Annotated in this window: 14 protein-coding genes; 9 read left to right on the top strand and 5 right to left on the bottom strand. The window is 72.3% G+C overall.

Translation table 11 applies throughout. The features are described 5' to 3' along the window. Positions 1 to 337: response regulator (locus ACWGE1_RS33965; RefSeq protein ID WP_453424309.1), on the bottom strand; the 337-nt coding region annotated here is incomplete at its 3' end. Between the two features lie 73 nt (positions 338 to 410). Between ACWGE1_RS33965 and ACWGE1_RS33960 the strand changes: the two genes are divergently transcribed. The 3 genes from ACWGE1_RS33960 (at position 411) to ACWGE1_RS33950 (ending at position 3,250) form a co-directional block, all read left to right on the top strand. Further along, on the top strand, positions 411 to 1,604 hold the full coding sequence (locus tag ACWGE1_RS33960) for a UDP-N-acetylglucosamine--N-acetylmuramyl-(pentapeptide) pyrophosphoryl-undecaprenol N-acetylglucosamine transferase (protein WP_453424308.1): 1,194 nt from the start codon (positions 411 to 413) through the stop codon (positions 1,602 to 1,604). Continuing rightward, a complete protein-coding gene (locus ACWGE1_RS33955) occupies positions 1,601 to 2,596 on the top strand; it encodes an SDR family NAD(P)-dependent oxidoreductase (protein WP_453424307.1) in 996 nt (331 codons plus the stop codon). Before ACWGE1_RS33960 ends, ACWGE1_RS33955 begins: the two co-directional genes overlap by 4 nt. Positions 2,597 to 2,707: 111 nt before the next feature. Beyond that, a complete protein-coding gene (locus tag ACWGE1_RS33950) occupies positions 2,708 to 3,250 on the top strand; it encodes a GNAT family N-acetyltransferase (RefSeq protein WP_453424306.1) in 543 nt (180 codons plus the stop codon). A gap of 77 nt (positions 3,251 to 3,327) precedes the next feature. On the opposite strand, the gene ACWGE1_RS33945 is transcribed toward ACWGE1_RS33950, so the two are convergent. Next, positions 3,328 to 3,792 (bottom strand): SRPBCC family protein, encoded by a 465-nt coding sequence (locus ACWGE1_RS33945; RefSeq protein ID WP_453424305.1) that lies wholly within the window; start codon positions 3,790 to 3,792, stop codon positions 3,328 to 3,330. A gap of 160 nt (positions 3,793 to 3,952) precedes the next feature. Here ACWGE1_RS33945 and ACWGE1_RS33940 point away from each other — a divergent pair, with 160 nt between their 5' ends. Further along, positions 3,953 to 4,147 (top strand): antitoxin, encoded by a 195-nt coding sequence (locus tag ACWGE1_RS33940; RefSeq protein WP_453424304.1) that lies wholly within the window; start codon positions 3,953 to 3,955, stop codon positions 4,145 to 4,147. A gap of 125 nt (positions 4,148 to 4,272) precedes the next feature. On the opposite strand, the gene ACWGE1_RS33935 is transcribed toward ACWGE1_RS33940, so the two are convergent. Genes ACWGE1_RS33935 through ACWGE1_RS33925 form a run of 3 tightly spaced genes read right to left on the bottom strand, consistent with a single transcriptional unit; the run spans position 4,273 to position 7,927 of the window. Continuing rightward, complete coding sequence (locus tag ACWGE1_RS33935; RefSeq protein WP_453424303.1) at positions 4,273 to 6,621, bottom strand: FtsX-like permease family protein; 2,349 nt, start codon at positions 6,619 to 6,621, stop codon at positions 4,273 to 4,275. A 2-nt stretch (positions 6,622 to 6,623) separates the two neighbouring features. Continuing rightward, entirely contained in the window at positions 6,624 to 7,424 is an 801-nt protein-coding gene (locus ACWGE1_RS33930) for an ABC transporter ATP-binding protein (protein ID WP_453424302.1), read from the bottom strand. Then, a complete protein-coding gene (locus ACWGE1_RS33925) occupies positions 7,421 to 7,927 on the bottom strand; it encodes a PadR family transcriptional regulator (RefSeq protein ID WP_453424301.1) in 507 nt (168 codons plus the stop codon). Before ACWGE1_RS33925 ends, ACWGE1_RS33930 begins: the two co-directional genes overlap by 4 nt. A gap of 168 nt (positions 7,928 to 8,095) precedes the next feature. On the opposite strand from ACWGE1_RS33925, the gene ACWGE1_RS33920 reads away from it, so the two are divergent. The 5 genes from ACWGE1_RS33920 to ACWGE1_RS33900 all read left to right on the top strand — a co-directional run bounded on the left by ACWGE1_RS33920 (position 8,096) and on the right by ACWGE1_RS33900 (position 15,023). Then, the gene (locus ACWGE1_RS33920) at positions 8,096 to 9,376 is read left to right on the top strand and encodes an ABC transporter substrate-binding protein (protein ID WP_453424300.1); all 1,281 of its coding nucleotides are present in this window, start codon (positions 8,096 to 8,098) and stop codon (positions 9,374 to 9,376) included. 255 nt (positions 9,377 to 9,631) lie between these two features. Further along, positions 9,632 to 11,314 (top strand): glycoside hydrolase family 13 protein, encoded by a 1,683-nt coding sequence (locus ACWGE1_RS33915; RefSeq protein WP_453424299.1) that lies wholly within the window; start codon positions 9,632 to 9,634, stop codon positions 11,312 to 11,314. A 91-nt stretch (positions 11,315 to 11,405) separates the two neighbouring features. Further along, positions 11,406 to 12,740, top strand: a complete 1,335-nt coding sequence (locus ACWGE1_RS33910; RefSeq protein WP_453424298.1) for an ABC transporter substrate-binding protein — start codon at positions 11,406 to 11,408, stop codon at positions 12,738 to 12,740. A gap of 10 nt (positions 12,741 to 12,750) precedes the next feature. Next, complete coding sequence (locus tag ACWGE1_RS33905; protein WP_453424297.1) at positions 12,751 to 14,082, top strand: ABC transporter permease subunit; 1,332 nt, start codon at positions 12,751 to 12,753, stop codon at positions 14,080 to 14,082. Continuing rightward, positions 14,079 to 15,023: a carbohydrate ABC transporter permease gene (locus ACWGE1_RS33900; RefSeq protein ID WP_453424296.1), complete on the top strand. Its 945-nt coding sequence runs from the start codon at positions 14,079 to 14,081 to the stop codon at positions 15,021 to 15,023. The genes ACWGE1_RS33905 and ACWGE1_RS33900 overlap by 4 nt, the downstream gene beginning before the upstream one ends. Position 15,024 lies beyond the last annotated feature (1 nt).

The following is a 15,024-nucleotide window of genomic DNA, read 5'->3' as shown; positions in this document are numbered from 1 at the left end:
GCTTGACGAGGTAGTCGTCGGCGCCGGCCTCCAGCCCGTCGACGCGCTCGCTGACGGAGTCGAGCGCGGTCAGGACGAGGACGGGCGTGCGGTCGCCCAGCGCCCGCAGCTGTCGGCAGACGGCGAGGCCGTCGAGCACGGGCATCATGACGTCGAGGACGACCGCGTCGGGCTCCCAGGCCGCCACCTCCGAGAGGGCCGCCAGGCCGTCCGCGGCGCCCCGCACCTCGTACCCCTCGACCGTCAGTCCGTCCTCGACGGCGGCCCGTACCTCCGGCTCGTCGTCGACGACGAGGATCCGCTGCCGCTGCCTGCCCGTGCTGTCCATGGAGCTCATGGGGCAAAGCCTGCCAAAGGCTTCTGAGAGAACCTCTTAGAACCTTCTTAGGGCGCACCGGGAGTGTGCACCCATGACCACCACCACACCACCACACACACCCGCGGCACTCTCCGTCGTGATCGGTGCGGGCGGCACGGGCGGGCACATCTATCCCGGCCTGGCCCTCGCGGAGGCGCTCCGCGCCGCCGTGCCCGGAGCCGTGGTCTCGTTCATCGGGACCGAGCGGGGCCTGGAGACCGAGCTGATCCCCGGCGCCGGCTACCGCCTGCACACCGTCGACATGATCCCCTTCGATCCCGCGCTGGGCGCGAAGCGGTACCTGCTGCCCGCGGCGCTGCTGCGCTCGGCGCACCAGGCGCGCTCGGTGATCCGGGCGCAGGGCGCCCACGCCGTCGTGGGCATGGGCGGCTATCCGAGCGCGCCCGCCGTGCTCGGTGCCCGGCTGGCGGGGCTGCCGGCCGTGATCCACGAGTCCAACGCGGTGCCCGGACGTGCCAACCAGTTCGCGGCCCGGCTCACCCCGCACATGGCGGTGGCCTTCGACCGCAGCCGGGTCCACCTCTCGGGCGGTGACCGGGCGCTGACCACCGGGATGCCGATCTCGGCGGCGCTGTCGGGTCTCGCGGAGCTGCCGGCCGCGCACCGGGTGGCACTGCGGGCCGACGCCCGGCGCGCGCTCGGGGTCCCCGAGGGGCGGCGGCTGATCGTCTTCAACGGCGGCAGCCTGGGCGCCGTCCGCCTCACCCGGGCGGCGACCGCGCTGGCCGGCCTGTGGCAGTACCGGGACGACGTACAACTGCTGGTCAAGACGGGTCCGGCCGCGCTGCCCGACACGGTGGCCGACCTGGCGGCGTCCGGCGGGCAGCGGATCGCACGGGCCGTGCCGTACCTGGACCGGATGGACCTCGTCTACGCGGCCGCCGACCTGGTGGTGTGCCGCGCGGGTTCCGCGACCGTGGCCGAGCTCGCGGCGACCGGGGTCCCTTCGGTCCTGGTCCCGTACCCGTACGCCCCCGGAGACCACCAGACCCACAACGCGCGGGTGCTGTCCGACGCGGGCGCGGGTCTGCTGCTGCCCGACGCCGAGACCACCGCCGAGCGTCTCGCCGGTCTCGTCGGACCGCTGCTGGCGGATCCGGCCCGGCTGTCGGCGATGGCCGGCGCCGCCGACCCCGGCCCGCACGCGCGGGCCGCCGAACTGCTGGCCGCCGAGGTCCTGCGCGTCGCCGGCTTCGTCCCCACCCCTCATCTGGAGCGCATATGAACAGCTGGACCGACCGCACCGTCCTCGTCACGGGCGCGGAGGGCTTCATCGGCTCGACGTTGGTGGACCTGCTGGTGTCGCGGGGTGCGCGGGTGCGTGCCTTCGTCCACTACAAGCCGTACGCCGAGAAGGGTCACCTGGCGCGCCACCTCGCCGACCCGGACGGCCCGGTGGAGATGTGGGCGGGCGACGTCCGCGACGCGGGCCGGGTCAGCGATGCGGTGGCCGGCTGCGACACCGTCTTCCACCTGGCGGCACTGATCGGGATTCCGTACAGCTACGCCTCGCCGGGCGCGTACGTGCAGACGAACGTGACCGGCACGCAGAACGTGGCGGAGGCCTGCCGCCGGCACGGCGTACGGCGCCTGGTGCACACCTCGACCAGTGAGGTCTACGGGACGGCGCTGACCGCCCCGATCTCCGAGAGCCACCCGCTGCAGCCGCAGTCCCCGTACTCCGCGTCGAAGATCGGTGCGGACATGATGGCGCTCTCCTTCCACCACGCCTTCGAGCTCCCGGTGACGGTGGTGCGCCCCTTCAACACGTACGGGCCGCGCCAGTCGGCACGCGCGGTCATCCCGACGATCCTGGCCCAGCTGCATGCGGGGTCCCGAGAGATCCGCCTCGGCTCCCTCACCCCGACCCGGGACTTCACGTACGTGACGGACACGGCGGAGGGCTTCCTGGCGGTGGCCGAGTGCGACCGGGCGCTGGGCGAGGTGGTCAACCTCGGCACCGGCGAGGAGATCTCCGTCGGCGCCCTGGCCGAGGCTCTGATCGCGGCCTCCGGCCGGGACGCGCAGGTGGTGGTGGACCCGACCAGGCTGCGCCCGTCGGGCAGCGAGGTCCAGCGCCTGCTGTCGGACAACTCCCGGGCCCGTGAATGGGCCGGCTGGCGGCCCCGGGTCGGTCTGGAGGAGGGCCTGCGCCGCACGTCGGACTGGATCGCGGCGAACCCGTCCCTCTTCGCCCCGGACCGGTACGCGGTCTGACGGTGCCGGCGGAGCCGGGCCGGGACGCCGGCAGCCGGATAATCCGGTGAACCGATGGCCGGTCCACGGATATCCTGCCTCGTCCCGCACCGGCCACGGAGGTCCTCCCGCATGAGCAGCACGACGCAGTCCTTTCCCGACCGGATCGAGCTGAAGGGGGAGGGCCTGGTCCTGCGCGACTGGACGGAGGCAGACCTGGCCGCGATGCCCGAGCTGTTCGACCACCCCGACATCGCGTACTGGACGCCGATCGTCTCCCCCTTCGGCGCCGATGCCGCCCGCACCCGACTGGACCGGGCCGGGGAGCTGCGCAGGGCGGGTACGGCCGTCCTGCTCGCCATCACCGTCGACGGCGGTGCCCCGCTCGGCGAGGTGATGCTGAAGCACGCGCCCGAGGGGACGGAGCTCGGGTACGCGGTCGGCCCGGCCCATCGTGGGCAGGGTCTGGCCGCCCGGGCGGTGCGGGTGATGGCGGCGTACGCCTTCGGGCAGCTGGGCGTGGACCGGGTGATCCTGGAGCTGGAGGCCGAGAACGCCTCCAGCGTCGGCGTGGCCACCCGTGCCGGGTTCCGGCTGCTGGACGTCCCGTTGATCGAGGGCGAGGAGAAGGGCCGGCCCTATGTGCTCCAGACCTGGGGCCTCGACCGCTCCTGACCCGGGCACGTCTGCGTCCTCCCCCTTCTCTTCGCCCCCGCCTTCCGGGAGCACCGGCCCGATCGGCGGGCCGGTGCTCAGTCGTCCGCGCTCAGGACGGCATCGAGGTGGGGCAGGACGTGATCGGCCCATGCGCTGTCGTGGCGCTGGGCTCCGGCCCTGTCGTAGAAGCCGCTGTGGGTCAGCCGCAGGCGGGTGCCGCCCTGCGGGGACGGCTCCAGCTCGACCGTGACGACCGTCTCGGCCCCTTCGGTGCCCATGGCTCCCGTGACCCAGGTCAGCGTCACCAGTCGCTGCGGCTCGAGTTCCAGGAACCGGCCGTAGTGGGGGTGGAGCTGATCCTCGTGCCGGGTGACGAACACGAAGGGCTCGTCCACCACGGCACGCATCCGGATCATGCCCGGTTCGGCGAACCACGTGTCGAACCCCTCGGTCCAGGCCCGGTACACCGCCCCGGGCGACGCCTTCATCACCCGCTCCGCGGTCAGGCCGTACGGGCGCGCGGAGAGGTCGGGCCCGGGCAGAGGACTGGTTCCCGTCATCGTGCTTCTCCTCGATCACGGTGGGTCACGACCTCAAGAATGCCCCTCGGGCCCCGTCCGCGCCCGATGACGAGCCCCGGGTCTGCCCTGCGGCTGCTGGAGATGCGGACCCCGGCCGATGCCGAGATGCTGGATGCGCCACATCCGCAAGGAGGCCAAGATGTCGATGCTCGACAAGCTCAAGGGTCTGATCAAGGGCCACGAGGACACCGCACGGCAAGGCGTGGAGAAGGCCGGCGACGCGTTCGACGCGAAGACCGGCAACAAGTACCAGAGCCAGGTCGATACGGCGCAGCAGAAGCTCAACGAGCAGCTGGGAACCGCGAAGCCGGAGGACGGCCGCCCGCAGCCCTGACCCTGCCCTCCTGAATCACTCGCCCCTCCCCTGCTCCGGGCTCGCGCCGCGGGCCGAGCGGGGGAAGGGGCCGGGGGCACCGGGCCTTCTCCTGCGGATCAGGCGCAATCCCGGACCCGGAGGGGTCAGAGCGTCTCGCTCAGCGAGTCCGCCGGCCGTCGTCTGGCCGCCCTTGTCGCCGGAAGCGCCGCCGCCACCACCGCGCCCAGCACCGCCCCGCCGATCACCGTCAACAGCACGGGAAACGCGGGCAGTTGGGCTATGCCCGCGCCGATGCCGCTCGATGCGCCCTGGGTGTCCACGAGCCATCGGCCCGACAGCACGCCCAGCGTCGTGCCCACCACGGCGGATGCCAGCGCGGTCAGTCCGGCGGCCGTCACGATCATCGAGCCGATCTGGCGGGGCGTCAGCCCGATCGCCTTCAGTGCGAGCAGGTCCCGGCCGCGGTCCCGTACGCCCGTACTGATCAGCGTCAGCAGTTCGATCAGCCCGATCAGTGCCAGGACCGCGATCAGGGCGGCGATCACTCCGCGCGCCGGTTCCAGCCGGTCGACCGGGTTCGACGTCTCGCGGACCTCCAGCGTTGCGCCGTCCGTCCCGGCGAGCGCGTCGCTCACCGCCCGCGGGTCCGCGCCCGGGCGCAGTACGAGGGCGTGGAAGTCGGGCCTCAGCCCTGGATCGCGCTCCCGCAGTGCGTCGATGGTCGTGGTGATCACCCGGCCCCCGGATTCGGGTTCGATGGTGCGGCCGACGACATGCAGGATCTGCGGCCGTCCCTCCACGGTCATCCGTACCCACGCGCCGACCCGCACCCCGAGGAGGTCGAGCAGCCCCTGCCCGGCCACCGCCTCGTCCGGGCCGCCGACGGCGCGCCCTTCGACCACCTTGGAGGGATACGGGTCCCGGGCGGTACCCAGCCCGCGGAGCGTGATCGTGCCGGTCTGCCCCGGCACGAGCGCCGCCATCTCGGCGCCCGGGTGGGCCGCGGCGATGTCCGGGATCGCCGCGAGGGTCTGCTGCAGTTCCGCTTCGGAGGACCCGGCGGTCGCTCCGGCCCGTACGGTCAGTGCCGCGGGCAGTCCCATCTGCGCGGGCCGGCTGCGGAACTGGTCCAGCGTCGACCAGGCGACGAGCGCGACCGTGATGAGGACCAGCGGCAGGGCGAGCCGGGCCACGGGTACGAGCGTCCGGCCGCGCCGCGGGAACGCCGCGCGCCATCCGAGGACCAGGGCGGGCGGCACGCGCACCCCGAGGGCTCGCCTGCCGAGCGCGGTCATGGGCGCGGCGGTCGGCAGCGCCGCGCGGGCCACCGGCACCGGGGGGACCCGTCCGGCGCGCCAGGCCGAGAGCCCGGTCGCGGCCGCGATCAGCAGCACCGCGCCGCAGGGGACGCCGATCATGAGCGCCGTGTGGCCGGGCAGGTCCTGCCACACGGCCGCCGCCTCCCCGATCCGTCCGGGTATCCGGGCTCCCAGCAGGGCGATCGCCGCCGTGCCGAGGGCCACGCCGAGGAGCGCGAAGGCCAGGTGCTGTACGAGGAAGCCGCGGGTCACCTGGCCGGGCGTGAAGCCGACGGCCTTGAGGATCGCGATGTCCCTGAGCTGGCCGCGGACCCGGGCGCCGATCGCCCCGGCGGCGGCGAGCGCCGCCGCGAGCAGCGCGCCGAGACCGAAGACGGCGAACATCTGCCCGAGCAGCCGGTCGTCGCCGCCCGCCTCCGCGCGGGCCTGCTGCCACTTGGTGACCTGGGCGACCCGGTCGGCGCCGAGCAGGGTCACGGCGCGCTGGACGGTGAAGTCGGTGTCGTCCGGATCCGCCAGGCGCAGGCCCACGCTCTGACCGGTCTCGCCGTGGGCGATCCCGTCGAGGGTGCCGGAGAGCACCCAGCCGATGCCGGGGCCGCCGCCCGGGTGGTAGCGGGGCTCGGCGACCTCGGCGATCCCGCTCACCCGCAGGGCGTGCGGGGCGCCGTCCGGGCCGGTGACCCGGACCGTGTCGCCCGGCTCCGCCCACAGGGCCCGTGCGACCGAGGCCTCCAGTACGACGGCGCCGCTGCCGGCACTGGCACCGCCCTCGTCGGCGCCCGCCGCGTCGGGCCCGGGGAGCCAGCTGCCGGCGGTGACGAGGGGCCGCCCGGTCTCGGGAGGCTCCGGCGCGGTGCCGCGCAGCGTCACCGCGACCCGGGCGCCCCGGGACTCGGCCGTGGTCGCCGCCGTGCGGTAGGGCCCGGAGACGGCTGCGACCCCGTCCACGCGGGAGAGGGCGGCCGTGTCCGCCCCGGCGCGGGTGTGCAGCCAGATGTGGGCGCCGTGGGACTGGTTGAAGACACGCTGCCAGGGGTTCGCGGCGTAGCTGAAGAGTGCGCCGGCCAGCAGGAGCGAGGCGATGATCCCGGCGCTGGCCAGGACGACGAAGAGGGCCTCGCCGCGGTGTGCGCGGAAGTCGGCGTGTGCCCAGCGCAGAGTGGCCCGCACGGTCACTCCTTCAGTTCCAGGTCCAGGTCCAGGACGCCGGAGACGCCGCGGGCCGGGCCCCGGCGCCCGCCGCCGAGCTGTGCGTCGTCGGCTATGCGCCCGTCGAAGAAGCTGATGACGCGGTCGGCGGCGCTGGCCATCCGGGCGTCATGGGTGACCATCATGATCGTCTGGCCGCGCTGGTGGAACCGGGAGAGGAGCCGCAGGACCTCACGGGTTCCCTTGCTGTCGAGGCTCCCGGCCGGTTCGTCGGCGAGCAGCAGTGCGGGGTGGTTGACCAGGGCGCGGGCGAGCGCGACCCGCTGCTGTTCGCCGCCGGACAGCTCGCCGGGCATGGACCGCTCGCGGCCTTCGAGGCCGAGCTCGGCGAGCAGTTCGGCGCGGGATTCGCGGGCGGCCTTCGGGGAGGCGCCGGCGAGCAGGGCGGGCAGTTCGACGTTGTCGGCGACGGTGAGGTTGGAGACCAGGTTGAAGAACTGGAAGACGACTCCGATGCTGCGGCGCCGCAGGACCGCCCAGCGGGCCTCGCGGTACTCGTCGACGCGCTCTCCGCCGAGCCACAGCTTCCCGCTGTCGGGGCGCTGGAGGCCGCCTATCAGGTGCAGGAGCGTGGACTTGCCGGCTCCCGACGGTCCGGTGACCGCGACGAACTCGCCCGGCTGGACGGACAGGTCCACCCCGCGGACTGCGTGCACGGGCACGCCCTCGCCGTGGTGCGTCTTGGTCAGGCCCTCGGCGCGCACGATGGGCTCGACGGTCCGGGCGGACACGGCAGGAGCGGTGGTGCCGGCGTCGTCGCTCATTCCAGCTCCTCCTGGCAGCGTTCCAGCCAGTCGAGGTCGGCCTGCAGGTGCAGCATGGCGCCTTCGATCAGCAGTTGGGAGATCTTGTTGTCGCGGTCCTCCGCTGCGGCCAGCTTGGACAGGTCCCGCATGGAGTTGAGGTACTGCCGCCGCTGCTTGTTGATCAGTGCGACCGGATCGGCCAGACCCGACTGCGGTGCGAGGGCGAGCTTCATGAAGAACTCGTCCCGTACGCGCGGTTCCTCGGCCGTGTCCTCGAACCAGGCGAGCACGGCCTCGCGGCCGGCCTCCGTCAGTCTGTAGGTGCGCTTGTTGGGCCGCCCCGACTGCTCGACGTCCTCGCCCTCGATGAGGCCGCTCTTCTCCAGCCGGCCGAGGGTGACGTAGATCTGGCCGACGTTCGGCTGAGGGTACGCGGCGCCCAGGAGCTTCTCAAGGTCCTGCTTCAGCTCGTAACCGTGCGCAGGGCTACGGGTGAGGAGCGCAAGGAGCGCCAGCCGCACTCGCTCCCCCTCCTTCCCGCTCCGTAGTCAACGGTTCACCCGGCGGCGGGCCGAGTTGCGCCGCCGTCCGTCTCGTCTGCCTGGGCGTCTAGTATCGCCCATGCCTAACGGGTATATATAGGCCACGATGGTCGGCGACGCTGCCGGATCGTGCACTGGGAGGAATCTATGCGGTGGATGCGTGCCGCGGGTAGAGCTCTCCTGGTGGGTGCCGTCGTACTGGCGGGCTACACCGGGTTCGGCGTCCGCGCCGACGCGGGCGCGGCCTCCGGGGAGCGCGATCGCGGTCCCCTGACGCTCGTGACGGCGGGCGATCTGACGGACTACCTCCCCCCGCTGCTCGACGACTGGAACGAGGCCCATCCCGACGAGCGGGTCACGCTCGTCGAACTTCCCGACTCGGCGGACGAGACCCGGGCCCAGATGATCAGCGAACTGCGATCGGGGCGCGACCGGTTCGACGTGCTGAACATCGACGTCGCCTGGACGTCGGAGTTCGCGGCGGCCGGATTGATCTCGCCGCTGCAGCGTGACCGCTTCCCCCTGGACTCCTTCCTGCGACCGGTCGTGGACACCGCGACCTTCGACGGGCGGCTGTACGCGGTCCCGTACGTCACCAATGCGGGGCTGCTCTACTACCGCAAGGACATCCTGGACCGGGAGGGCGAGGAACCGCCGCGCACCTGGGCGGACCTGGTCCGTCAGGCACGCACGATCGCCCCGAAGCACGGCCTGGACGGCTATGCCGGCCAGTTCCTGCCCTACGAGGGGCTCACGGTCAACGTCACCGAGGCCGTGCACTCGGCGGGCGGATCGATCCTGCGCGACGACGGCGCCCGGGTGACCGTGGACTCCGACGCGGCGCGCGCCGGACTGCGGTTCCTCGCGGACGGTGTGCGCGACGGCTGGATCTCCCGCGATGCGCTCGGGTACAAGGAGGAGGAGTCCCGGAAGGCCTTCCAGGACGGCCGGCTGCTCTTCCTGCGGAACTGGCCCTACGTGTACGCGGACGCGAGCGCGGAGGGATCGAAGGTCGCGGGCAGGTTCGGAGCCGTGCCGCTTCCCGGACCCGACGGGCCCGGCACCAGCGTGCTGGGCGGCTCCAATCTCGCCGTGAGCAGCCATGCGCGGCATCCGGCGTCGGCGGCCGATCTGATCTCCTACCTCACCAGTGAACGGGTGCAGCGCCAGGTGCTCACCATGGGCTCGCTGCCGCCGGTGCGCGCCGCGCTGTACGAGGATCCCGAGCTGATCCGGGCGTATCCGTACCTGCCGACGCTGCGCCAGAGCGTGCTGTCGGCGGTGCCGCGCCCCAAGAGTCCGCGCTACGACCAGGTGAGCCTCGCCGTGCAGGCGGTGGCTCAGGACGTGATGGCACTGCGCCAGACCCCGGACGAGGCAGTACTGCGGCTCGCGCGCGAACTCGGGGCCATCTCCCGCAAGGGCTGATCGCGCTCCTCCGCCTGCCGTCTCCGCGCGCCTCCACTTCTTCACCTCTCCGCTCCTCCACCACTCAGGGCCTCTACTTACATGTTAAGTAGAGGCCCTACTTCATGCATGCGGTCATTTCGGCACAAACCACCCCAGCTTTTCACTGTTTCTGGACACATCGTTGACACCTTCCAGTCGCTGCTACTTAACATGCATGCATAACAGCGCACCGATCCGGGGCGCTCTCGCATTCAGCAGACAGGTCGACGCGAGATGCTCAGCACCCTTCCGGCCGCCACCGGCCACCCCTCCCCCGCCGCCGCCACGGCCGCCCCTTGGTGGCGCGACGCGGTCATTTACCAGGTCTACGTCCGCAGCTTCCTCGACAGCACCGGGGACGGCATCGGCGACCTGGCCGGCGTCCGGGCCGGGCTCCCCTACCTGCGGAAGCTCGGTGTCGACGGCATCTGGCTCAGCCCCTTCTACCCGTCGCCGCAGCACGACCACGGCTACGACGTCGCCGACTACTGCGGTGTCGACCCCGTCTACGGTGACCTCGCCGAGTTCGACCGCCTGGTGGCCGACGCCCGCCGACTCGGGCTCCGGCTGCTGCTGGACATCGTCCCCAACCACTGCTCCAGCGAGCACCCGTGGTTCCGCGACGCGCTCGCCGCGGCACCGGGCAGCGCACCGCGCTCCCGCTTCCACTTCGCACCCGGCCGCGGCCCGGAGGGGGCCGAGCCCCCCAACAACTGGCGCGCCATGTTCGGCGGTCCCGCCTGGAGCCGGATCACCGAGCCCGACGGCACCCCCGGCGAGTGGTACCTGCACCTCTTCACGCCCGAGCAGCCCGACCTGAACTGGCGCGACCCGTCCGTCGGGGACGAGTTCGAGCAGGTGCTCCGCTTCTGGCTGGACCGCGGGGTCGACGGCTTCCGCATCGACGTCGCCGCCGGGCTGTTCAAGCACCCCGAACTGCCCGACTCCGACGATCCCGGAGCCGACGAGCGGGCCCGCGACGCGGTCAACCAGCTCGCCTGGAACCGGCCCGAGGTTCACGGCGTGTGGCGCCGCTGGCGCTCGGTGTGCGAGGAGTACACCGCCCGGGACGGTCACGAGCGGCTGCTGGTCGGCGAGGTGTCCGTGCCCACCGCACGGGAGCACGCCGAGTACGTCCGCCCGGACGAACTGCACCAGGCGTTCTTCTTCGACCTGCTCAGCGCGCCCTGGGACGCCGATGCCTTCCGCGCGACGATCACCGAGGCCGTGCGCGACATCGCCGGCACCGGCTCCACCGTCACCTGGGTCCTCAACAACCACGACCAGGTCCGCACCGTCACCCGCTACGCAGGCGAGCCCGGCGTGGAGGGCAGCGGACTCGGAGCCGCCCGCGCCCGCGCCGCCGCCCTCCTGATGCTCGCGCTGCCCGGCGCCGCCTACGTCTACCAGGGCGAGGAACTCGGCCTCCCCGAGGTCCTCGACCTGCCCGACGAGGTCCTCACCGACCCGATCTTCCACCGCACGGGCAGCCGCAAGCACGTCCGGGACGGCTGCCGCGTGCCCCTGCCCTGGTCCGGGCACGCCTCCCCGTTCGGCTTCACCCGCGAAGCGGCCGGCGCCAAGCCGTGGCTGCCGCAGCCCGAGTGGTTCGCCGAACACGCCACCGACCGGGCCCTGGCCGACACCCGTTCCTTCTGGCACCTCTACCGCGACGGCCTCCAGCTGCGGCGCAGCCTGCCGCAGCTCGGCGACGGCGCCCTGCGCTGGCTGGACACACCGCCGCAGGTACTGGCGATCGCCCGCGGCGACGGCCTGATCTGCGCGGTCAACTTCGGCACGGAGCCCGTACCCGCACCGGTCCCCGGTACGCCGCTGCTCGCCAGCGGCCCCTGCCCCGACGGCGTGCTCCCCGCGGCGACCGCCGCCTGGTGGACGGCCGAGTGCCCGGCCCCCTGACCCGCCACCGCCGAGGCCACCGAGCCCTCTGCACCCCCTGCCTCCCTCCCCCAGCCCAGAACTTCCCAGGACCTTCCCGAAAGGACTCCTCATGCGACGACCCAGCAGGACGACGACCCGCCGCAGTGCCGCCGCCGCGACGGCCGCCCTCACCCTCGCCCTCGGTACCACCGCCTGCGGCGGTACGACCGGACCCGCGAGCAGTGGCGAACTGAGCGGCCAGACCGTCACCGTGGCAGGCGTCTGGACCGGCAGTGAGCAGAAGAACTTCAAGAAGGTCCTGGACGCCTTCACCGAGAAGACCGGCGCCAAGACGGTGTTCGTGCCCTCCGGCGACAACGTCTCCACCTTCGTCGGCAGCAAGATCGAGGGCGGCAACGCGCCCGACCTGGTGATGGTCCCCCAGGTGGGCGTCCTCCAGCAGTTCGCCGCGAAGGGCTGGCTCCAGCCCCTGTCCGACCAGGCCGCCCAGACCGCCGGCGCCACCCTCTCCCCGGTGTGGAGGAACTACGGCACCGTCGACGGCACGTACTACGGCCTCTACTTCAAGGCCGCCCACAAGTCCACCGTCTGGTACGCCCCCGAAGCCTTCGCCCAGGCCGGCGTCAACGAGCCCACGAACTACTCCGACATGCTGAAGGCCGGGCGCACCCTCGCCGACTCCGGCCGCCCCGCCTTCGCCATAGCCGGCGAGGACGGCTGGACCCTCACCGACTGGTTCGAGAACATCTACCTCTCCCAGGCCGGGCCGGAGAAGTACGACCAGCTCGCCCAGCACAAGCTCAAGTGGACCGACGACACTGTCGTCAGGGCGCTGACCACCCTCGGGGAGCTGTTCAAGGACAAGCAGCTCGTCGCCGGCGGTGCCCAGACGGCCCTGGGAACCGACTTCCCCACGTCGGTCGCGCAGGTCTTCGGCCCCGAACCCAAGGCGGGCATGGTCTACGAGGGTGACTTCGTCGGCGGCGTCGCCAAGGACCAGTTCGGCAAGAAGCTCGGGACGGACGCCAAGTTCTTCCCGTTCCCCTCGGTCGACGGCGGCAGGGCGCCGGTCGTCAGCGGCGGTGACGCGGCCGTCGTCCTCAAGGACGGGAAGAACAGCAAGGCCGGCATGAAGCTCCTCGAATTCCTGGCCGGCTCCGAGGCGGCCGAGGTCTGGGCGGGCGCGGGCGGCTTCCTGTCCCCGAACAAGGAGGTCAACATCGCCTCCTACGGCGACGACATCACCCGCAGCACCGCGAACTCGCTCATCGCGGCGGGCGACTCGATCCGGTTCGACATGTCGGACCAGGCCCCGGCCGCCTTCGGCGGCACCAAGGGCGCGGGCGAGTGGAAGCTCCTCCAGGACTTCCTGCGCGACCCGTCGAACCCGCAGGGCACGGCCGCACAGCTCGAGGCCGAGGCCGCCAAGGCCTACGGGAACTGAGGCGACTCCCATGGCTGACACCGTGACCGCCCGCGCCGCGGCCGACGGGCGGCGCCTGGCCCAGCGAAGGAAGCGCCGCCTCGCGGTCGTCTTCGTCCTGCCGGCCCTGCTTCTCCTCGGCGCGCTGGTCGCCTACCCGGTCCTCTTCTCCCTCGGCCGCAGTCTCTTCGACGCCGACGGCGACCGCTTCGTAGGAGCCGCGAACTACGCGGCGATCGTGCAGGACCCGGCCACCCTCAAGGCGATCCGCAACAGCGCCGTCTGGGTCGTCGTCGCTCCGACCCTGTTGACGGGACTCGGGCTCATGCTCGCCGTGCTCACCGAGAAGGTGCGCTGGGCGACCGCGTTCAAGCTGGTGCTCTTCCTCCCGATGGCCGTGTCGTTCCTCGCCGCGGGCATCATCTTCCGGCTCGCCTACGAACAGGACCCGTCCCGGGGAGTGCTCAACGCCGCCGTCGTCGGAGTCCACGACAGCTTCAAGGACACGGCCGCCTATCCGACGGCCCGGGCCCGGGAGGGCCAGGGCCTGACGGGCAGCCCGGGCGGCCCGTACAGCACCGGGGAGGCCGTCCGCCCCGGCCGCTCGGTCAGTCTCGGCTTCATCGGGGTGGCACCCGGCTCGCTGCCCGCCGGAGCGAAGGCCGCGTCCACGGATGCGCCCGGCGCCGACGGAATCGGGGGCGTCGTCTACCTCGACTTCGCCCCCGGCGGCGCCGGCACACCGGGCAGGGTCGACCCCGGCGAGAACGGACTGCCCGGCATGACGGTCGAGGCCGTACGGGACGGCCGGGTGGCCGCGAGCGCCGTCACGGCCGACGACGGGTCGTTCCGCTTCACCGGCCTGGCCGACGGCGAGTACACCGTCCGACTGCCCGCGGCCAACTTCGAGGCCCCGTACCAAGGGGTGAGCTGGCTCGGTCCGGCGCTGGTGACACCGGCCATCATCGGCGCCTACCTGTGGGTGTGGACCGGCTTCGCGATGGTCCTGATCGGCGCCGGCCTCGCGGCCATCCCGCGGGACGCCCTGGAGGCCGCGCGCATGGACGGTGCCTCCGAGGGCCAGATCTTCCGCAAGATCACCGTGCCACTGCTCGCACCGGTGCTCACCGTCGTCTTCGTGACGCTGGTGATCAACGTGATGAAGGTCTTCGACCTCGTCTACATCATCGCGCCCGGACCGGTCCAGGAAGAGGCGAACGTGCTGGCCACCCGCATGTGGCTGGTCTCCTTCGGCGGGGGCAACGACCAGGGTCTCGGCAGCGCGCTCAGCGTGGTGCTCCTCCTGCTGGTCGTCCCGGCGATGGTCTTCAACATCCGGCGCTTCCGAAGGAGTGGAGCATGAGCGGCCACAGCACCATCGAGCGCCGCCCGCCCGGGCGGGCGACAGCGGTCCGCCCCGTACCCGGCCCGTCCGTGACGCCGACCGGGCCCGGACGGCGTCGCGGGAACCGGCTGTCGCGCCTGCTGAGCAATTCCCTCGTCCAGGGTGCGCTGATCCTGGTCGCCCTCGTATGGATCACTCCGCTGGCGGGCCTGCTCATCTCCTCCATGCGCTCGGAGGGCGACAACGCCTCCGACGGCTGGTGGACCGCACTCTCCGACCCGTCCCAGTTGTCCCTGGACAACTACAGCGCCCTCCTGAAGGACTCCGGCATCGCGGCGGCCTTCGGGAACACCGTCCTGATCTCCCTGCCCACCACCGCCCTGGTGGTCGCCATCGCGTCGCTCGCCGGATACGCCTTCGCGTGGCTGGAGTTCCCCGGCCGGGACGCCATCTTCCTGGTGGTCGTCGGGCTGCTGGTCGTACCGGTGCAGATCGGGCTGCTGCCCGTGGCCAAACTCTTCGGCGCGGTGGGGCTGTTCGGTACGGTCGCGGGCGTCGTCCTGTTCCACGTCGCCTACGGGCTGCCGTTCGCCATCTTCCTGCTGCGCAACTATTTCGCCGAGATACCGCGCGAAATGCTGGAGGCCGCCCGGATGGACGGCGGCAGCGAATGGCGGATCTTCTCCCGGCTGGTCCTGCCGCTCGGCCGCCCGGCGATCGCGAGCCTGGCCATCTTCCAGTTCCTCTGGGTCTGGAACGACATGCTCGTGGCGCTGCTCTTCGCGGACAGCGAGTCGCAGCCGCTCACGGTCGCGCTGCAGTCCCAGATGCGGCAGTTCGGAAGCAACATCGGCGTCCTGGCGCCGGGGGCGTTCCTGTCCCTGGTCGTGCCGCTGATCGTCTTCTTCGCCTTCCAGCGTCACTTCGTCCAGGGTGTGATGGCGGGCTCGGTGAAGTAAC

This window comes from Streptomyces sp. NPDC054932 (genome assembly GCF_053610205.1).
Note: the sequence above shows the minus strand (reverse complement) of the source record. Positions and strands in the feature narration are given on the sequence as shown.